This is a genomic window from Acinetobacter sp. RIT698 (genome assembly GCF_009668065.1).
Lineage (GTDB): Bacteria > Pseudomonadota > Gammaproteobacteria > Pseudomonadales > Moraxellaceae > Acinetobacter > Acinetobacter guillouiae.
Window position 1 is genome coordinate 1 of sequence record NZ_WJYH01000027.1, and the last position, 20,418, is coordinate 20,418.

19 protein-coding genes and 1 pseudogene are annotated in these 20,418 nt (G+C 35.9%); 17 read left to right on the top strand and 3 right to left on the bottom strand.

The window, feature by feature from the left end:
• Nucleotides 1-350 precede the first annotated feature (350 nt).
• On the bottom strand, nt 351-725 hold the full coding sequence (locus GJV03_RS12805; RefSeq protein ID WP_004721683.1) for a DUF1090 family protein: 375 nt from the start codon (nt 723-725) through the stop codon (nt 351-353).
• Nucleotides 726-1,115: 390 nt separating this feature from the next.
• Between GJV03_RS12805 and GJV03_RS12810 the strand changes: the two genes are divergently transcribed.
• The 6 genes from GJV03_RS12810 to GJV03_RS12835 all read left to right on the top strand — a co-directional run bounded on the left by GJV03_RS12810 (nt 1,116) and on the right by GJV03_RS12835 (nt 8,203).
• A complete protein-coding gene (locus GJV03_RS12810; RefSeq protein ID WP_056515326.1) occupies nt 1,116-1,658 on the top strand; it encodes a fimbrial protein in 543 nt (180 codons plus the stop codon).
• A gap of 62 nt (nt 1,659-1,720) precedes the next feature.
• Nucleotides 1,721-2,467, top strand: a complete 747-nt coding sequence (locus tag GJV03_RS12815) for a molecular chaperone (protein WP_056515329.1) — start codon at nt 1,721-1,723, stop codon at nt 2,465-2,467.
• A gap of 17 nt (nt 2,468-2,484) precedes the next feature.
• Nucleotides 2,485-5,079, top strand: a complete 2,595-nt coding sequence (locus GJV03_RS12820; protein ID WP_154130226.1) for a fimbria/pilus outer membrane usher protein — start codon at nt 2,485-2,487, stop codon at nt 5,077-5,079.
• Nucleotides 5,076-6,365, top strand: coding sequence for a fimbrial protein (locus tag GJV03_RS12825; RefSeq protein WP_004721678.1), 1,290 nt, complete (start codon nt 5,076-5,078; stop codon nt 6,363-6,365). The genes GJV03_RS12820 and GJV03_RS12825 overlap by 4 nt, the downstream gene beginning before the upstream one ends.
• Nucleotides 6,365-7,105 carry a molecular chaperone gene (locus tag GJV03_RS12830; protein ID WP_004721676.1) on the top strand — a complete coding sequence of 247 codons (741 nt, stop codon included), beginning with the start codon at nt 6,365-6,367 and terminating at the stop codon, nt 7,103-7,105. Before GJV03_RS12825 ends, GJV03_RS12830 begins: the two co-directional genes overlap by 1 nt.
• 90 nt (nt 7,106-7,195) lie before the next feature.
• Nucleotides 7,196-8,203 (top strand): AraC family transcriptional regulator, encoded by a 1,008-nt coding sequence (locus GJV03_RS12835; protein ID WP_056515336.1) that lies wholly within the window; start codon nt 7,196-7,198, stop codon nt 8,201-8,203.
• A gap of 144 nt (nt 8,204-8,347) precedes the next feature.
• Here GJV03_RS12835 and GJV03_RS12840 read toward each other — a convergent pair.
• A pseudogene (locus GJV03_RS12840) lies at nt 8,348-8,902 on the bottom strand (integrase core domain-containing protein); the annotation flags it as partial.
• A 330-nt stretch (nt 8,903-9,232) separates the two neighbouring features.
• Between GJV03_RS12840 and moaA the strand changes: the two are divergent.
• The 11 genes from moaA to GJV03_RS12895 all read left to right on the top strand — a co-directional run bounded on the left by moaA (nt 9,233) and on the right by GJV03_RS12895 (nt 19,508).
• Nucleotides 9,233-10,291, top strand: coding sequence for a GTP 3',8-cyclase MoaA (gene moaA, locus GJV03_RS12845; RefSeq protein WP_154130227.1), 1,059 nt, complete (start codon nt 9,233-9,235; stop codon nt 10,289-10,291).
• Nucleotides 10,292-10,387: 96 nt separating this feature from the next.
• Entirely contained in the window at nt 10,388-11,311 is a 924-nt protein-coding gene (gene moaCB, locus GJV03_RS12850) for a bifunctional molybdenum cofactor biosynthesis protein MoaC/MoaB (RefSeq protein ID WP_034614123.1), read from the top strand.
• Complete coding sequence (locus GJV03_RS12855; protein WP_154130228.1) at nt 11,308-12,525, top strand: molybdopterin molybdotransferase MoeA; 1,218 nt, start codon at nt 11,308-11,310, stop codon at nt 12,523-12,525. Before moaCB ends, GJV03_RS12855 begins: the two co-directional genes overlap by 4 nt.
• Before the next feature lie 34 nt (nt 12,526-12,559).
• Nucleotides 12,560-13,183, top strand: a complete 624-nt coding sequence (locus GJV03_RS12860; RefSeq protein WP_154130245.1) for an NTP transferase domain-containing protein — start codon at nt 12,560-12,562, stop codon at nt 13,181-13,183.
• Nucleotides 13,184-13,232: 49 nt separating this feature from the next.
• On the top strand, nt 13,233-13,484 hold the full coding sequence (locus tag GJV03_RS12865; RefSeq protein WP_154130229.1) for a MoaD/ThiS family protein: 252 nt from the start codon (nt 13,233-13,235) through the stop codon (nt 13,482-13,484).
• A gap of 1 nt (nt 13,485) precedes the next feature.
• Nucleotides 13,486-13,965: a molybdenum cofactor biosynthesis protein MoaE gene (locus tag GJV03_RS12870; RefSeq protein ID WP_004820364.1), complete on the top strand. Its 480-nt coding sequence runs from the start codon at nt 13,486-13,488 to the stop codon at nt 13,963-13,965.
• Between the two features lie 131 nt (nt 13,966-14,096).
• Nucleotides 14,097-16,526, top strand: a complete 2,430-nt coding sequence (locus GJV03_RS12875) for an FdhF/YdeP family oxidoreductase (protein ID WP_154130230.1) — start codon at nt 14,097-14,099, stop codon at nt 16,524-16,526.
• An 81-nt stretch (nt 16,527-16,607) separates the two neighbouring features.
• Complete coding sequence (gene fdhD / locus GJV03_RS12880) at nt 16,608-17,396, top strand: formate dehydrogenase accessory sulfurtransferase FdhD (RefSeq protein ID WP_154130231.1); 789 nt, start codon at nt 16,608-16,610, stop codon at nt 17,394-17,396.
• Between the two features lie 41 nt (nt 17,397-17,437).
• The gene (modA, locus tag GJV03_RS12885; protein ID WP_004721655.1) at nt 17,438-18,181 is read left to right on the top strand and encodes a molybdate ABC transporter substrate-binding protein; all 744 of its coding nucleotides are present in this window, start codon (nt 17,438-17,440) and stop codon (nt 18,179-18,181) included.
• 9 nt (nt 18,182-18,190) lie between these two features.
• Nucleotides 18,191-18,880, top strand: coding sequence for a molybdate ABC transporter permease subunit (gene modB / locus GJV03_RS12890; protein ID WP_004820372.1), 690 nt, complete (start codon nt 18,191-18,193; stop codon nt 18,878-18,880).
• A gap of 4 nt (nt 18,881-18,884) precedes the next feature.
• A complete protein-coding gene (locus GJV03_RS12895; protein ID WP_154130232.1) occupies nt 18,885-19,508 on the top strand; it encodes an ATP-binding cassette domain-containing protein in 624 nt (207 codons plus the stop codon).
• A gap of 377 nt (nt 19,509-19,885) precedes the next feature.
• On the opposite strand, the gene gigD is transcribed toward GJV03_RS12895, so the two are convergent.
• Nucleotides 19,886-20,338 carry an Lrp/AsnC family transcriptional regulator GigD gene (gene gigD / locus GJV03_RS12900; protein ID WP_154130233.1) on the bottom strand — a complete coding sequence of 151 codons (453 nt, stop codon included), beginning with the start codon at nt 20,336-20,338 and terminating at the stop codon, nt 19,886-19,888.
• Between the last annotated feature and the right edge of the window lie 80 nt (nt 20,339-20,418).

Sequence of the window (20,418 nt, forward strand, 5' to 3'; positions counted from 1 at the left end):
TGATAAACAAAATGTTTAAGATGTAAAGAAAATAATAATCAATAATTTTAAACTTTAACGTCCAGTTTTTTTAAGTAATTATTGTTTTGTCAAAATCAAGCACAAAGGTTAAACGAAAATATAATCGAACTTATCTAAGGAAAGGTGATCATGCATTTATTCTCATTTCTATCTTTTTAACAAGAGTTAAATATGAAGGTTGGAACGATGAAAAAATTAAAAAAGTATTAAAAGAGGCGAAAAGTAAAGATTATGAATATTTATATTTTACTTTAAAAATGAGTTTAGATAAGGAAAATATTTAAGGTATGTTGGAAATTCAGTTCAATGAACTGAATTTACCTTTTTAATTATTGAGATTTTAATGTTTTTATTTCATTTTCTAAGGCTTCAATTTTACGTTCTTTCTTTTTAATCTTATTTAAATTTCCAGATTTTTGCTCTAGTTGTATTTCTGATTTAAGTTTTTGTATTTTAATTTCTTTTTCTTTAATTTTAGTGTCTGTTTTTTGCTTTAATGTCACATTATTGCAATGTATCTGATTTTCTTTTAGTGCTTTTTTAAGACCATTTATTTCGTATGTATTATTATGTTGTATCGCAATTTTTAATTTACTTTCGATTTCTTGTTGTTTTGATTCGCATGATTGAAAATTTTGAGCATTTGAAGTGTTAATTGATACGAAGATTATTGAGGCGGTAGCAATACATTTATAAAAATTCATTCAGGTTATTTCCTTTTTAGCGTTTGATTGTTTTTATTTTAGTGTGAAAAATATTTTTTTTTCAAGTTATTTGATAAATAAACTTGATAAATATGATTGATTTCATTTTATTTCTTTAAGTCATTATTAAAATTCAATAATTTGTCTTGTATTGGGTATTTTATTATTTTTGTTAAACTTATCACTCTTTTTCTTGTGAATTTTGAGTAAATTTATCCAATTGAATTCAATGTATAATTTTTTAAAATAATAAATTTATATTTAAATTTTTAAGAAAATTTGTTTTAAATGTATAAGTAATTTGTGTGAAATGTAAAGAATTGTTTATCGCTTAAAGATTATTATCCTCATAGTTTCATTTGGTTTTATTTATCATTTAAAGGTGTATTTATGAAATTAGTAAATCGTTTTCTAGCAATAGCAACTATGAGCATTATGGTTACAGGCGTTGCAAATGCTGCGCCTACAGTAACATTTCAAGGGGAAGTTACAGATCAAACTTGCCAAGCTTCAATCAATGGTGGAACCAATGGCGTGGTTTTACTACCTACGGTATCAGCAAATACGCTAACTTCTTCTGGTGCCACAGCAGGTTTGACACCTTTTACGATTAATGTCACTGGATGTACTGCACCTAGCTCAGATCTTGATATTAAAACAAAATTTTTAGGTCACTCAGTAACTACGAGTGGCAATTTAGGCAATGTAGCAACAGTTAATCCTGCTACTAATGTTGCGATTCAGTTGACTAAAGAGGCTGCTGGAACAACTTCAGTTGTTCTAAATGGGCCAACAGCTGTTGAAGGTCTGAAATTACTCAATGGTGCAACAAGTGCCAGCCATGATTTTGGTGCGCGTTATATTTCTGAAGCTGGTGGTGCAACACAAGGTGCTGTGACCTCAGTTGTTGAATACACCTTAAGCTATCAATAAGGTTTTATCTGATCTGCTACTTAAGTAGCAGATCAATCAATTTTTTGGTTGGAGTGGTAAAAATGAGTAGGTGGATCGTCAATATTATAAAAAGTCATATTTTGATTGGTGGCTTAACCATAATGTCCGCTGCCTTCTCAGGTGTAGTTCTTACAGGAACACGTGTAATTTTTCCTGATGGCCAAAATGAAAAAACGATTTACTTACAAAATAAAGATCAATATCCAAACCTTGTACAAATTTGGCTAGATGAAGGGGATGAAGATTCTACTCTTGAAAAAAGCAAAGCTCCCTTTGTTGTTAGTCCACAGATTTTTCGGATAAATCCAAATACTGGACAAACTGTACGCTTAATATTTACGGGTGAGGAAAACGTCTCAAAGGATGTTGAGTCACTGTTTTATTTGAATTTTTCTGAGTTTCCTGCACTAAAAAAACAAGACAGCGATAGTAGCCGTTTAATGATTGTATTTAAGAATCGTGTCAAGGTTTTTTACCGTCCTAAAAATTTGAAAGGTTCTACAGCAGATGCTTATAAAAAAGTTCAATTTGCCTTGGAAAATGATGGAACAAAAAAGCAATTAAACATTCAAAATTCATCTGAATATTATGTGAATATTAAAGAATTAAGTTTAGTTGCTGGAAATAGCGAAATCGTGGTGAAAAAAAATGACTTAATTGCTCCAAAAGCTAAAGTTAATTGGGTAATAAATAATAATACGCATAGTTTAAAAGATTCAAAAATTAAACTTACCCTTGTTAATGATTATGGTGCTTTAGTCGTCCACGAGATTCCTCTGAATAAATAATAAGCGAGTATAATATTATGTTTGCTGAATATTTTGGCCGTAGAAGCTTATTGTCTATATTTTTAGTAGGTTACTTGATTGGTGGTTATAATTCTGCCGATGCAAATGATCATGTTAATAACGATGGTGAATATATATTTGATCAAGCATTATTCCGTGGGCAATCTGATCATCAAATTAAGCTATTAGAACGTTTAAGTGAAAAAGAAGATATATTGTCAGGCTTTTACAAAGTGGATGTTTTTGTTAACAAGCAAATTATTGAACGTATGGATTTAAAGTTTGTAGAAGACCAACAAAAAAATATTTCTCCATGTTTTGATTTAGTTGCTATAGAAAAATTAGGAATTTCAGAGCAAATTTTGATAAATATTAAAAAACAGCAAGATCAATGTGTTCTCTTATCAAATTATATTCAATCCAGCTCAATAGATTTTAATTTTGAAAAGCTTCGACTTGATATTAGTATCCCTCAAAATGATATGCATAATATTCCACGGGGTTATGTTAATTCATCCCAATGGGATGCGGGTGAAAGTATTGGCTTTATCAATTATCTGGGTAATTATTATCATACTTCATATCAATTACACGACCATTCGCAGACTCAATCTGCTGCATATGTATCATTAAATGGTGGTGTAAACATTGGAAAATGGCAATATCGTCAACAGTCTAATATTAATTATAGTCCAGAAATAGGGATAAAATGGACCAATATTCGTAGTTATATTTCTCGCCCTATAGAACCTATTCAAGGTGTATTGACTTTAGGGCAGACCTATAGTTCTGGAAAGTTTTTCTCAGGGTTAAGTTTTAATGGATTGAGCCTTAGTTCCGATGAAAGGATGTTACCTGATTCATTACGAGGCTATGCACCAACGATTCAAGGTATAGCTAAAACCAATGCAAATGTTTCTATATTGCAAAATGGAAAGGAGATTTATCAGACAACAGTAGCGCCAGGCGCGTTTAAAATTTCTGATTTATATCCTACAAATTTTAATGGTGATTTAATCGTTAAAGTTAGAGAAGCTGATGGAACGATTTCTCAGTTTAGTGTTCCATTTTCAGCTGTACCTGAGTCTCTACGTTTAGGTGCTTCACGTTATAACTTAGATGTAGGGAAAACTCGTGATATTGGAGAGGACACTTTTTTCTCTAATCTTACTTACCAACGAGGAATAAGTAATAGCGTCACTTTAAATTCAGGATTACGTTTAGCAGATGGTTATCAAGCTGGCCTCTTAGGCGGAACATATGCATCACATATCGGTGCTTTTGGTGCTAACTTAACTTACTCTAGAGCAAATTTACCTGATGAAAATATAATAACAGGTTGGATGACTAACCTGACCTATAGTAAGACTTTTCAGCCTACCAACACGACAGTATCTTTAGCAGGCTATCGTTATTCAACTGAAGGATATAGAGATCTAGGCGATGTTATTGGGCTGAGGAATTCTTATAAACATGGTTATCGTTGGGAGTCATCGACTTACCAACAACGCTCCCGTTTTGAAATTACGCTGAACCAAAGCCTTGGTGATTATGGGATATTATTTTTATCAGGATCAGCACAAAACTACCGTGATGGTCGTGATAATGATGTACAGGCACAAATTGGATACGGCAAAGCATTTCAAAATGGTTTGACGCTCAATCTGGCTGTAATGCGACAACGTTATGCTTATGACAATATCATCAACAATAGATTTGATGAAATAGATTCAAAACTACTTGATAATCGTCAAGATACCTCAGTGAATCTTTCCTTGAGCTTTCCTTTAGGACGATACAAAAAAGCAAATTTACCGAATTTAGATTTAGCTTACTCACATGCTGAAAACGCTAAAGAGTTTTATCAAAGTACATTATCTGGTTCTTTAACTCAGGATCAATCACTGAATTATGCAGTAGGTCTCAGCCATGATCGAAATATGCAAGTGACGACTTGGAATACAAATCTCAATAAACGTCTAGACAATAGTAATTTAGGTCTAAATGCTTCAATGAGTGATAACTACTGGCAAGTTTCAACTAATCTGCAAGGCGCATTAGCGGTGCATTCTGGAGGGATCACATTTGGTCCATACCTTGGTGAAACTTTTGCTTTAGTTGAAGCCAAAGGCGCTGAAGGTGCACGACTCTTCAATGGTCAAGGTACACGAATTAATCATCAAGGCTATGCACTTATTCCTGCAATTACACCTTATCGCTATAACAATATTTCATTAGAACCAAAAGGCATTTCTGATCGTGTTGAGATTGAAACAAATGATCAACGTATTGTTCCCTATGCTGGTGCAGCGGTAAAAGTAAAGTTTAAAACCAGAATGGGTTATCCATTACTCATCCAAGCAAAATTGGATGCTGATGAATTTGTTCCTTTAGGTGCTGATGTAATTGATTCGCAAAATAATGTGATTGGAATGGTGGGGCAAAGTGGTCAAATGTATGTTCGTACTCCAGCAAAGCAAGGGGTTCTAACTGTCAAATGGGGCGAAGAATCAGATCAGAAATGTGATGTTCATTATCAGTTGAATGATGAACTTCTTAAACAAACGATTATTCGTCTGGAAGAAACGTGTAAATCTGGAGAGTTGAAATGATCCGCATACAATTCAAAATATTAATTTTATTGGGATTCTTTTTATCTATCTTTGCCCATGCTAACTGTACAAAAGTGGGAAACTTTCTAGCAACTGATGGTACTACTGCACCTATTGTGTTTGGAAAAGTAAACTTAACAAGTTTATATTTACAACCTGTTGGGAGTTTAATGGGGAGTGCTGTTGTCCCTCCAACAAGTTATACCTATGGTGGAGCGAATGCCTCGACAGTATTTTGGGAGTGTGACCTTACAGATTTACCGAATATCCAATTCTTGGTAGCTACAAATGGTGATGATCGAGTAGGGGGCTATTGGGATTTGGGTGGACTGTATGATGGGCTTCCCAATGTATATGCAACTTACTATAAGTATGTTGGTCTTAAACAAACAATGGATGGGGTGGTTTTAACTCGCTATTGGAAATCCTTGCCAGTCAAAAATTACCAAACTGTCGGAAGTAAAATACGAATTAGACTACAAGATATCCCATCGCTTTATGCAGAACTCTATAGAGTTAGCCGTTTAGCACCTCAATCTGGTTCAGGTAGCGCTTATTGTGGAACTGGTATAGACAATCAAATCACGGTGGGTTCATATACCTGTATACAGCCTAATGCATATATTCAATTAAAAGGACCGGGTTTAACCAGTGATAATGTTGGAGAAGATTCGAATACAAATTATAGATTTTGGGGGGTAAATAATGGGATAGGCTATGGAATGCGCTCTGGAAACTCACTTGCGAATCAGCCAACTTGTGTTGCTCGAAATGCGACTCCTATTGTTTTTTTCAATACGATTAATACTCTAGCGCTTGGTGCAAATCAATCTGTACAAGAGAACTTTAATGTATCTATTGAATGTTCCAATCAAGTTACTTCAGGTACAGCAAGTAATCAGACTGCTATTGGTATACAGACTTCAAATGGTGCATTTGCAGCAGCACAACAATTAGGTTTAGTAAATGCCCAAAATGGTGTGACTGCTTTACTCTCAGATAATTATACTGATGCACAGTCAGCAAAAGGTGTAGGAATTTTCTTAAAAAACACAAATACTGGGACAGATATGAATTTTGTTGGTCAGCCAGGTTTAGCAGGTGGGGGTACTGCAGCTGGTTGGTATCCTGTACTAAGTGGAGCGCAAACAGGGGCATCAACAGAGTCAGGCTATACGCATTATCTACATAATTTTACCGCAATCTTAAAAAAACTACCTGGAACTGAACCAATTAAAGCTGGGAAAGTTAATTCCACAGCATATGTATTAGTTAAGGTACAGTAATGAAAATAACAAAATTTACACTATTATGTATTTGTTTGTTTTATTCATTTCTATGTCAAGCTGGGGTATTGGCTGCTAAAACACGGGTAGTTTTTAAGGACGGTGAGCATGAACAAAGTCTAATGTTAGCAAATACTAATGACTATCCTATTATTCTACAAACATGGGTTGATCAAGGAGAAGGGGATCCTGATATTAATAATATGCCGTTTCTAATATTACCACCTTTTGTAAAACTCGCATCAAATGACATTCACGGGCTTAGAATTTTATATAATGGCAAGGCTCTACCAAACGATAGAGAAACTGTTTTTTGGTTAAATCTATATGAAATACCAATGATTAAGCGCCATAGCGATCAAGCTGCGTATATGAATTTAGCAATGAATACTCAGCTTAAATTATTTTATCGTCCTAAACAGATCGCAAAAATGTTGCCTGAAATGATTGTAGAAAAAATACATTTCAAAATCGTTGAACAAGATAAAAAAAATTATATCGAGTGTGAAAATCCCACGCCTTATCATGCTTCATTGATCAACTTAAAAATTGAAAGTTCTTCTCAAAAAATATATATACAATCAGAAATGGACATGATGTGCTACCCGTATTCAACTAAACGTTATGAAATAGCTGGTGAACTTAATAAAAGTGATAATTTATATAAACTTAGCTTTAATTTTCTTGATGATGATGGTAATGCAATTCACTTTCAGAAAAATCTGAACCCATTTAGCTAATGATATAGAACCTTGGTATAGTTCTATATGTTCTAATAAAATCTGATGCTTAGCGATTAATCTTTTTTAGATGTACAGGGGAAATTAAAGATGAAGCGTATTTATAGTTTGAAGTCTGTGACGAGCGGTTTAATTGATTTGTTAGAGCTTTTTGTTTTAAAAAAAAATTTAAATGTCGCTAAAATTTCAAACAATTTGCATGAATACAAACGAATTCCATTTACTGAATGGTTAGCAATGTTGAAAGCAATTGAAGAAAAATATAATAGACCATCTCTAGGATTAGAAATTGCTAGATATGTAAAACCTTCACATTTAGGTATTTTAGGATACATCGGCTTATCATGTGAAAGCTTATATGATGCACTGCCTTTTTTTATTAAATATCAAAGGCTCTGTTATGACTTTATGCAAATGGAAGTTTCTATTGAAGATGAAAGCCTTGTTGTTTCATGGGAGTTTGATGCAAACTTTAAAGCGGGTAAGTTAGCGGATGAGACAATGATTGCTATATTTTTTAATATTGTAAACATCATTGTAGCGCCCAATGTTGTGAAGTTGAACAAAGTGGAGTTTGTATTCGATCGACCCAAAAATCCACGTACTTATGAAAAATATTTTGATTGTAATATTGAGTTTTCAAAAAATAGAACAAGGATGTTTTTTGCGAAAAGTAATTTAGAGTTGCCAATAAATAAGGCTGATCCTGTTTTAAAAAATATTTTAAATAGGCAAGCAGACATTTTGTTGACGGAGCTACCAGAGGTGAATTCATTTGATGAGTTGGTGCAACAAAATATTATCAAAGCTATTCATCAAGGTAATATCAATATTGAATATGTTTCCAAAAAAGTAGGTCTTCCTACGAGAATTTTTCAATACAAATTACAAAAACAAGGTTATACATTTAAGCAACGTCTTAACCAAGTTAGAAAAGGACTGGCATTACAATACCTTGAGGACAGGTCATTGAACATTAATGAAATATCAGCTTTGCTCGCTTATAATGAACAAAGTTCTTTCAACCGAGCATTTAAAACTTGGTTTGGTATGAGTCCAATACAATGGAGAAAAGATTTTAATAAAGATGCTATTTGAATTTGGTAAAGTTAAAGAATTATATTTGTTTTGTTAAATTCACTAAGTTTTATTAGAAATGGCCCAGAAATTACTTCTGTTAAATTTACATGTACTAGCTCAAGCCTGATCTGACAGTTACCCTTTTTTAGTGTGTCTGTTAGGTTAAATTTGAGCTAGATTCTTTTCAGCCCAAATTCGCTTCCCTTCAAGTAATGTTTCTAGTGGTGTGTGACCACTGCACATTTTTCTCCTGATAAGTTCGTTAAGTATTATAGAATTTTGCCAAACGTCTAGAGCAGCTTGTAATTCCGCTAATGTACTATATAGCTTCTTCCTAAATGTAATTTGATAAAACTCTTGCAAGATCGTCTTTATGGAAACGTTCGCATATCCCATTCGTTTGTGGGAATGCTGGTTTTGTTTTTGTGTGATCAATATCATTGATGGCTAAACATAACTCATAATTATGTTGTTCAACCTTACCACAATATCCAATACCCTATCTGTCAGGATACGCAGCATTGGTAGATCATGTGACTGATAAAATGGTATACAGGATCATTTAAAAAGATCTGCTGCTGTAATCGGTATTTTCGTTGTATAGAGCTTGCGAACGACTTTGCTGTAGGTGTCGATGAAAGTTTGTTGAAAGATTCGACCAACACCTTTGAGATTGCCAATGTAAAAGATATCTTGTGCTCTAAGATATCCTGGATGGTGTATTTCTTTCATGTTTGCCTTTGGCTTGTGTATACGATCACGTTTTGGAACAAAGCTATTGAGAGATTTCATCGATTTATCAAGGCTTGGCAGTAGAAGATGAATGGCTTGTATGATAGGTTTTAGATACGGGTTTGTTGATCTGTGAATGATATTGCTGAACAAGGCCATACGGACTGGTTTTACAACAAAGTTCAATAAAAAAGGTTGATTAGGCTTTGAATGAGCAAGGTGTAGGGTACCTAGATTAGGTGTTATTACTGGTTTATCTATTTTTGCCACGCAACTTTAATGAAGCAAAACTGTTTTTAAGTGCTGAGAAATAAAATGATGAAGGTATCAAAACAAAGCTCTGTAAGCATAAGCTCTGAAACAAAAAGCCAGTTTGAATCTATTTTATCAGCACATTTACCTGAATCGAAATTAGTTGATCAGTTTCAAAGACACAAAAGAAAACTAAGAATTTCGTTGACTGATCGATGTAATTTTAAATGCAGTTATTGTATGCCTGATCATCCGACCTGGTTAGCTAAACAGGATATTTTAAGTTTTGAAGAACTTTATAGATTTTGCGAAGTGATGATTAAGCTTGGCATCACTCAAATTCGCTTAACGGGTGGCGAGCCGTTGATGCGAAAAGGGCTCGTTAATTTTATTTATACGCTCAATACGTTAAGACCATCAGGTTTACAACGTGTCTCAATGACAACGAATGCTTATTATTTAGAAAAATACGCAGTTGAGCTAAAACAAGCTGGGCTTGATGATCTAAATATAAGTTTAGACAGTATTGATCCAGACACTTTTTTAAAAATGACTCAAAAACCCTTAACACCCGTATTAAAAGGAATTGAGGCGGCAAAAGCTGCAAATATCCCAATTAAACTCAACTGTGTTTTGCTGTATGGACAGAATCATCAGGAAATATTGCCATTAACTGAGTGGGCTTATCAAAATGACTTTGAACTACGATTTATTGAATACATGCCATTGGATCAACCTGAGCATTGGAAGCGTGAGAAAGTCGTGGTTGAGGATGACATTATCAATATACTTTCGCCATATTTTCGCATAGATAAATTAGAGCGAAATAATGACCCAGCCACAATATATACACTCAATCAACGTTTTAAACTGGGTATTATTTCCACCATCAGCAAGCCTTTTTGTCAAAGTTGTGATCGTTTGCGTTTAACCGCGACGGGTGAGTTATTTACATGTTTGTTTGCCAATACAGGTATTTCTGTTCGACATTTATTGGATAAAGCTCAGGGAAAACAATTGATAGCAACAATTTTGGATACGGTTTGGCAAAAAAAGGCAGGCTATATTGCTTACCAAGCTGCACCCATTCGTAAGATTAGTATGCATTCTATTGGCGGTTGATTTTATACATAGAGATAGAATTGTATATGCTTTTTTTTATTTGAAATGAATCGTTTATTGTGAAGCTGTATATTATTTAAATTGATAGGGTTTTTTATGAAAAATGTAGGCATGAAGCCTGAGAGTTATCGTATTGCTACTGCAAGTTCAGAGTTATTCGCGCCTCCGCATTGTTTACAATTATTAGCAGAGGGTAATACTGAAAAAGGCGATGCACTAAAAACAGCACGAATCGCAGGGATTCTTGCAGCCAAACGTACCGATGAGCTTATTCCGCTTTGTCATCCTTTACCTATTTATCGAGCTGATGTCGATTTTGAAATACTAGCAGATCGCGTCAAGATTACGGCAACCGTAGAAACGATTGCGCCAACTGGTGTTGAAATGGAGGCTTTAACTGCCGCAAGTCTGGCTGCGCTTACGATTTATGACATGTTGAAACCGCATTGTGAACCAGATGAACTGATGATTGGTCATTGCAAACTTGAATTGAAAAAGGGCGGGAAATCGCACTATAAACGTCATCTTCGACAAGCTGTATCAGCTGCAGTCATTGTTTTATCAGATAGTGTCGCTTCTGGCAAAAAACCTGATACTGCGGGACGTTCTGTGGTCGAAACCTTAACTGAGGCTGGATTTGATCCAATTCACTATCAAATCATCGCAGATGAGCCTTTGCAGCTAAAACAGTTGATTTCAGAATTGGTGCAATCTTATGGATGCATCATTACGGTGGGTGGGACAGGCATAGGTAAACGCGATATTACTGTCGATACGATAGAACCATTATTGGAACGAGAGCTGAATGGCCTGATGGAAGCAGCACGTGCTTTTGGTCAAAGACGGACACCTTATGCTGCAATGTCACGTGGTGTTGCTGGTTTTATTGACCGTTCATTGGTCATTACGTTACCAGGAAGTCGTGGTGGCGCTTCTGAATCAATGGCCGCGATTTTACCTGCCTTGGTGCATATCTTTGATGTATGTCGAGACTTACCACACCCAGGAGGTTATGAATGAGTTGTTCTGGTCAAGGATTAATAAGTTTAGATCAAGCATTGGCAGCTTATTCTACGGTTGAACCGCGAGCGGTTCAGACTCTGCCACTGGTAGAAGCACATCAACATTATCTGGCACAAGATGTTCTGTCTGAGATTGCATTACCTCTATTTACTCAGAGTGCAGTAGATGGCTATGCCTTAAAAAGTGAAGATGTTCTCGCGGGTATTACCGTGTTTGAATTGGTTGGAGAAATACGCGCAGGTATTGAAGAATATATCCAGATCGAGTCTGGACAATGTGTTCGAATTTTTACAGGCGGTAAATTGCCAGATTCGGCTGATACAGTTGCCAGACAAGAAATAGTATCTAAACTAGATAGCCGAATCAGCTTAAATCAAGCGCTTAACAAAGGGACAGATATTCGTTATCAAGGCGAAGAATTATCCATTGGTACAATATTGGCAAAGCAGGGCCAATATCTAAAAAGTGGCTTAGTTGCATCACTAAGTATGGCCGGGGTAAAAGAGGTCAGTGTTTTTAACCGTCCTCGTATTGCTGTACTGATTACAGGGGATGAAGTCAGCAAAAGTCTTGATAATAGCGCTCAGGTTTTTGATGCGAATTCGCCAATGGTTTTGACATGGTTGAAGGAAAGAGGTTTTTACTCGATCCATTTAGAACATGTGATAGATGATGAAACTGTCTTGAAAAAGGCTTTAGCAAATGCCTTAGATCATTACGATTTAGTTATCACGACTGGTGGGGTTTCAGTTGGAGATTATGATTTGATTCGTCCTGTTTCTCTTGCATTAGGGGCAAATGAAATTTTTTGGCAAGTTGCTCAAAAACCAGGCAAACCGATTTATTTTGCTGAATATAAAAAACCAAACCAGTCTTCCTATTTATTAGGGTTGCCGGGTAATCCAGCAGCAGTATTTGTTTGTTTAGAAATCCATGTGTTCACTTTGCTTAAAGCAATGCAAGGTTTAAAAGAAGCAAAACCAGAATGGGAGAAGGCAAGCTTAAGCGAAGCTGTAAAGGGTGATAGTCGAGAACAACTGTTGCGTATGAAACTGAATGTTGATGAGCAAGGGCAACTTAGTGTTTCAAAACTCAAAAAACAGCAATCGCATATGCTAAGTAATTTAAGTGAAGCGAATGTCATTGGTCGAATTCCAGTGTTTAACAATACTGAAAATTACCCCAAATTCATTGAGTTCATTCGTCTTTAGTATTTTGAGTCTGATACGCTTGGGTAACAATAAAATGTCTCAATATCCAAATACTGACTTAGTCATTTTAGCTGGTGGTCAAGCTAGACGGATGCAAGGTAAAAACAAACTTTTGCAGCAGTTTGATCATGAAATGCAATTGCTTAAAATCTATCATCAATTTTGTGATGAGGTTGCGAAAATTTGGGTAAATAGTCATCAGGACTGTATTGTTTATCAGGAGATCATCGCTGAAATAGCCTGTTTTTCAGATGATCAGGCGGGATTTTTAGGGCCATTAATGGGAATGAAAAGTGCATGGGCACATGTAACTACAGATTATATTCTGTTCATTCCCTGCGATATTACTTTTATCCCTAAAGATGTCTTATCAAAAATGCATCAAGCTTTATTGGAGGCAGAAAATTCTCAAGCTGTATTTATCTCTATAAACGAACAAAGCCTTTACCCCTTTTGCTTGTTGAAAAGAGACAGCTTAGCTACGCTTGAAAAGCATTTGGCTAACGAGCAATTAAGTATTCGAAAGTGCTTTGATGATTTAAAGCCACAAGTCGTTAAATATGAAAACCCTATAAGTTTCCATAGCATTAATTCAGAACAGGAGTTAAGACTATACCGTGAAGAATTACATATATTCAGTCGTTCAAATTCAAGTTAGTTCGCCCTGAATATTCACTGTGGGACTTATGCTTAAGCAAAGGTGTTAAATGGCAGAGATTCAAATTAAGATAGAAACTTATGGTGCAATTGAAAGGCTGTTACCTAAAGATTTAATTTTTTCTTGTGTTGAAAGTAGTATGGTCTTAGAAATTTTGCAGCAAATTTCTGATCAATATCCTGATTGCGCTAGTCTTTTAGAGAAGTGTGCATGTGCGATTGGTGAAGAAATTATTCCCCGTCGACATCGATTAACAAACCATTGTACATTGGTTTTATTATCCCCTGTAGCAGGAGGCTAACATGACAAATGGATCTCGGATTAAGGAAACGGATCTGAGTTTAGATGATTTTAAAACCATCGACGATTTTCCTGAGTGTGGTGGAATTGGAATTTTTATTGGAACGGTTCGAAATCACCATGAAGGTCGCAGTGTTAAGGCATTAAAATATACTGCTTATACGCCCATTGCTGAAAAAATGATTCGTGTAATTGAGCAAGAAATACAAAACAAATATGCAGTATCATATATTCAGGTTATTCATAGAATTGGCGCTCTAGAAATCGGAGGCAAAGCAATCATCGCAGTGGCTTATGCGCCGCATCGAAGAGAAGCTTTTATGGCGTGTGAAGAGGCTGTAGAACGTGTAAAACATGAAGTTCCAGTCTGGAAGGAAGAGTTTTACTCAGATGGTTCCAGTGAATATGTCGCTGGCTGTTGTATCCGAAAAGATGACGATGTTTCGCATAAACATCTTCATTTGAATTCACATTCTCATTAAGTCGTTGTAAATTAAGCTGCTTAAGTTATAAGAATGATGAATGATTATTATGAAAAGTTACCATGTAAAGTAAATGAATTTTTTCTTGAGCTGATTTTTTAATCAGATAAGCCATTAAAGAGGGCACTCAAATGAACGATTTAGAAAAAAATAAAGCTGAAACAGAAGGCCAAGAACGCCATATTCAGGAGAATACCAATTTCGCGCGTATCGAACCCTATACGCACCCAGCTGGTGGTTGGGGCGCTTTGTTGAGTGTTGCCAGAAATTTAAAAAGGCAAGAAGTCTTTGCCAAAGGCTCAATTACATTAATGAATATTAATCAGCCGACAGGTTTTGACTGTCCTGGTTGTGCATGGCCTGAAAAAAAAGATACGCACGCATTTAACTTTTGTGAAAATGGTGCAAAAGCTGTTGCATTCGAAGCAACCAGTAAACGAGTTACTCCCGAATTTTTTGCGCATCACACGGTGAGTTGGTTAGCTGAGCAAAACGATTTTTACCTCGAAGATTTGGGGCGACTCACAGATCCAATACGTTATGACGTGGCTACAGATAAGTATGTCCCAATTTCTTGGGATGATGCATTTAAGCTTATCGCTCAACATCTTCAAGCTTTGGATCATCCAGATCAGGCAGCATTTTATACGTCTGGTCGGGCAAGCAATGAAGCGGCTTTCTTGTACCAGTTATTTGTCAGAAGTTATGGAACAAATAACTTCCCTGATTGTTCAAATATGTGTCATGAAACCACCAGTATTGGTTTGAAAGATTCAATTGGGCTTGGCAAGGGGACCGTTACTTTAGATGATTTTGATCAAGCGGATACCGTATTTAGCTTTGGGCATAATCCTGGTACCAACCACCCTCGAATGTTAGGAACTTTACGTGAAGTATCGCGTAGAGGTGGAAATATTATTGCGATTAATCCAATCAAAGAACGTGGGTTAGAGCGTTTTCAGGATCCTCAAGCAGCAATTGAGATGATGACGAATGGCAGTACGCCCATTAGTCGCTTTTATTTTCAGCCGAAAATTGGCGGAGATTATGCACTTTTGTTGGGTATGATGAAGCATCTTCATGAATGGGATAAACAGGCAATACTCGCAGGTAAAAAGGGGGTATTTGATCGGAAGTATATTGCTGAGAATACTGTTGGCTTTGATGAAATGTTAAAAGAAGTTGACCGAACAGAATGGCGTGATATTTATCAGTATTCAGGCCTCTCTTCGGAAAACTTAGAATCAATTGCTAAAATGTTTTGCGAGTCTGAGCGTTCAATTTTTTGTTGGGGGATGGGCATAACACAACATAGACACGGTACAGCGAATGTTCATATGTTGGCTAATTTACTTTTGGCGAAAGGACAGATTGGTCGTCCGGGAGCAGGCCTATGTCCAGTTCGTGGGCACAGTAATGTGCAGGGTGATCGGACCATGGGGATCAACGAGTTACCAAGTGAAAAAATGTTGGATGATATTGATCGTGTGTTCAACATTAAATCGCCACGTAAACATGGCTATGGTGTGGTAGAAACGATTAAAGCGATGTATGAGGGCGATGTTAAAGTCTTTATTGCTTTAGGCGGGAATTTTGCAGTTGCGACACCTGACACCCCATATACTCAAGAAGCGCTAAAACGCTGCTCACTTGTTGTAAATATTGCAACAAAACTCAATCGTAGCCATCTCGTATGTGGTAAAGACGCCTTGGTTCTTCCATGTCTAGGTCGTACCGAATTTGATAAACAACTGAAAGGAAATCAGGCGATCTCAGTTGAAGATTCAATGAGTAATGTTCATTTATCCGCTGGGCGCAATGAACCTGCATCAAAGAACTTGCTTTCTGAACCTGATATTGTTGCACGAATGGCTGAAGCGACGTTACCTGACTCTAAAATTAAATGGCGTTGGTATGTTGAGGACTATGATCGTATTCGTGATTCTATTGAAGAGGTTTTTGAGGAATTTAAAGATTTCAATGGGCGAGCCTATCAACCAGGTGGTTTCCATCTTATTCATCCTGCCAATGTTAAAGTTTGGAATACCCCCGTGGGTAAAGCACAATTCCTCATTACGCCATTAACCCAAGTCTATAACGATCAAGAAAATCAATTTTCTGCCCAGTATACAAAGAGTAAAGTCTACACTTTAATGACGATTCGTTCGCATGATCAGTACAATACGACCTTATACGGCCTAGATGACCGCTATAGAGGTGTGTTTGGCCAGCGCCGTGTATTATTTATAAATCAACAAGATATTGATGAAGCTGGTTTTGTTGCTGATCAATGGGTTGATATTGAAAGTGTATTCTCTGATGGGGTGAAAAGAGTCGTGAAAAGTTTCCGAATCGTTCCCTATAACATTCCATCAGGAAGTCTGGCCGCCTATTATCCTGAAACCAATCCACTGGTTGCGCTTTCAAGTCATGATCAATTTGCCAAGATTCCAGCTTCAAAAAGTGTTCCTGTTATTTTACATGCTGGCGATGCACCTGAGCACTTCAATTTATTTACTGAAGTTGATCCTGAGAATGCAGAAAAAAAGGTTGAAACTTAAGTATTTACTGGTTTATTGCAGGAAACGTTAAATTGGATAGTAACCTATGGTTGCTATCCTGAATGGTAAGGAAAGCTCAAGTTGGAACCACAATTTTCAGGTTATGCGTCAGTTCAAATTACACGATTTGATCAAGATAAAATAGATGTTCAGTTTGATCAGGTTGTTCAAGAATATCCGATTGCATTGGTTTATAACGGTATATCTCATGCGGTGATGATGGCTACACCAACTGATATCGCTGAATTCGCAAAAGGATTTAGCCTTTCTGAAGGAATAATTGCAAGTTTAAAAGAACTTTACTCGCTTGATATTATTCACAACAATTTTGGTATACAGGTTGAGATGAAAATTTCATCAAAAGCTTTTATGGCATTAAAACAACATCGCAGAATGCTGATTGGTAGAACAGGATGTGGTTTATGTGGTATAGAAAGTCTTCAACAACTTCAATTTTCATTACCAAAAATTAGTTCTACAATTCAATCAGAATGGTTAAGAGAAATTCCTAACGCAATCAAACAATTAAAAAACCAGCAAAAGATTACCGCTGTGACTGGCGGAGCTCATGCTGCTGCTTGGGTTGTGGAGGGGATCATTCATGCTATTTTTGAAGATGTTGGACGACATAATGCGCTAGATAAATTACTGGGCCATATCTCAGCAGAGAACTTTGATTTGTCAAAAGGATTTGTGGTGATGACCAGTCGAGCAAGTTATGAACTGATTAGAAAGTGTGTTGTATTAAATATCGCATTACTAGCAACAATTTCTGCGCCTACCAGTCTGGCAATAGAGATGGCACAAGCTTCAGGTCTCACATTGGCAAGCTTTTGTCGGGGTGACGGTTTCGTCCTTTATAGTCAGTAATGCTTAGCGATCAATTTTTTGTTATTCAAAGGAAGATGTCGATGAAAAAATTTTTATTTAGTTTAAGTTTGCTTGCCATGGGCCATGCTTATGCAGAAGATACAATCACAGTTTATGCTGCAGCCAGTTTAACCAATGTTCTAGCAGAACTAGATCAAAAATATGAAAAGAAAAATAATATAAAAATTAAAACATCTTATGCAGGTTCATCGACACTGGCAAAACAGATTGAAGCAGGGGCGCCAGCCAATTTATTTATCTCTGCCGATGAGCAGTGGATGAATTATTTACAAGATAAAAAATTGATTAATCCTAAAAATAGAAAGAATTTACTTGGTAATCGTTTGGTATTGATTAGCCCGAAAAATCAAAACATACAATTCAAAATGACCCCGTCATTTGACCCAACTACTGCATTTAAAGGCAAGCTTTGTACAGGCGATACGAAAAGTGTTCCTGTTGGAAAGTATGCAAAGCAAGCTTTGACCTCATTGCAGTGGTGGGAAAAAATTCAGCCGCGTTTAGTTCAAGCAGAAGATGTTCGCGTTGCACTGAATTTTGTGGCACGTGGGGAATGTAATGTGGGGATTGTTTATTTAACTGATGCTGCAATTAGTCCAGACGTTAAGGTTATTGCTGAGTTTCCGTTAAACACGCATACACCGATTGTTTACCCAATGGGAATGGTAAAACCGACCCCTGAAACTGTTAAGTTTTATCAATATTTACAAAGCAATGAAGCTAAAACCATATTTAAGAAATATGGTTTTAGCGTTCTCAATTAGAAATCGGTTATGTTTGATGTACTGTCACCAGCAGAAATTGAAGTTTTAAAACTCTCTTGTAAAGTTGCTGGTTTTTGTCTGATTTTTAGCTTGATTCCAGCCATTATCGTTGGCTGGATTTTGGCACGTAAAGATTTTTTCGGAAAATCATTATTTGAAACATTGATTTTTTTACCTTTGGTGTTACCGCCAGTTGTGCCAGGTTTTTTACTTTTACAAGTTTTTGGTAATCGAGGCTTCTTAGGGAAATATTTAACGGAGTTCGGCCTAGATTTTGCATTTAATTGGAAAGGTGCAGTCTTGGCTTCGGCAGTGATGGGATTTCCATTATTGGTCCAATCGATTCGTCTGGCGATTGAACTTGTTGATCAAAAGCTAGAAATGGCTGCAAAAACTTTGGGTGCATCTGCATTTTCAACTTTTATGCATGTGACCTTGCCTTTAGCGAGTAGCGGTATTTTAATTGGTGCAATCTTATGTTTCTGTCGTAGTTTAGGAGAGTTTGGCGCAACAATTACTTTTGTGGGGAATGTTGAAGGTGAAACCAGAACTTTACCCCTTGCGATGTATAGTTTGATGCAACAGCCTGATATGAATCATGCATTGCAACGTCTGATTATGATTTCATTGACTGTGGCATTTTTGGCATTATGGTTTGCACAGTGGTTTCACCGCTATCAAAAGAAAAAACAGAGTTAACGTAATGCATTTCGATTTTAAAATAACCCTGAAATTTAATAAATTTAATTTAAATCAGCAATTTAAGTCTGATGAAAGTGTTGTGGGATTATTTGGACATTCTGGTTCAGGTAAAACCAGCATTTTAAATGCGATAGCTGGCTTACGTACGCCACAACAAGGCTGGATCAAAGTGAACCGAGATACTTGGTTTGATCATGAAACAAAAATAAATATCCCCACTCAAAAACGCCGTGTGGGGTTAGTCTTTCAAGATGCCCAATTATTCCCACATAAAAATGTTATGGGAAATTTAAAGTTTGGATATAACCGAATTGATGTTGAGCGACGTCAATTTGAGTTGGACTATATCATTGAATTATTAAAGCTAAGCCATCTACTTGATCGGATGCCAATACACCTCTCTGGAGGCGAAAAACAACGCGTGGCATTGGGGCGTGCGATTTTATATTCGCCGAATATTCTGCTATTAGATGAACCTTTATCTGCATTGGATGCAGAGCATAAAGCTGAAATTATTCCATTCTTTCAACAAATAAAGAATGAGATTAAAATTCCTATGTTATATGTGACTCATGATATTGAGGAAGTCAAACTGTTAACAGATACCATTTGGCACTTATCATGATTGTCGATTGGGTTTAATTTGAAAAATTCATTTTATATTTTTTCTAGAATGAAGTTACGTCGAATTATAAGGGTTCTTGTTAGGTTTTTCAGCTGATCAAACATCATGTTAAAAAACGATAGCAAATAATACAAAATATAGATGAACAAATTCACAACGTTCTAAATGAGCAAATGAAACTTCTTAAAAAAATACTCAAGCTCATTAGACGGAGGCTTTTGGTCGTTTAAAAATTACATACCTTAGAACATTCTTTAAAAAATTTAAAAATTACTTTGATTCATGGTTTTAATAGGTATTTAACTAAACCATATATGAGAGGGCGTTACTGAACCCTTTCTGCTAGATAGTCGCTATGATCAACAATTAAGTAAATTTTAAATCAAACTTTTTTGCACCACTTTTTTCAAAACGATCTTCGAGTTTATATTCATAATGCCTTTAATCTTATTGAGCTTATTGATGATAAATTGAGAAAAAGAATCTAGGTCTTTTGTTGCCACCCACAAAACATAGTTAGATTCGCCAGTAATAATATAAACGTTGACTACTTCATCAAAATCCCTAATTTGAGTCATAAAGGTGTGATGATCTTCATCTGTAAGATGAGCCAACTTGATTTCTACCATTGCCTCTATTTTGATACCCAATTTCGCATAATTTATTTTCGCTTGGTATTTTTCAATAATTCCATTTGATTCCAAAATCTTTACTCTACGATGACAAGCAGAAGCAGATAAGTGCACAAGATCAGCCAGATCTTGATTGCTTAAGCGTGCATCTTCTTGCAACAGTTTTAGAATTTTAAGATCAATAACATCTAAATCCATGATGGGATATCCTTCAAATATAATCCATTTAATTAGAATTATATATCAAAATATAAGAAAATGACTAGATACTATCGAAT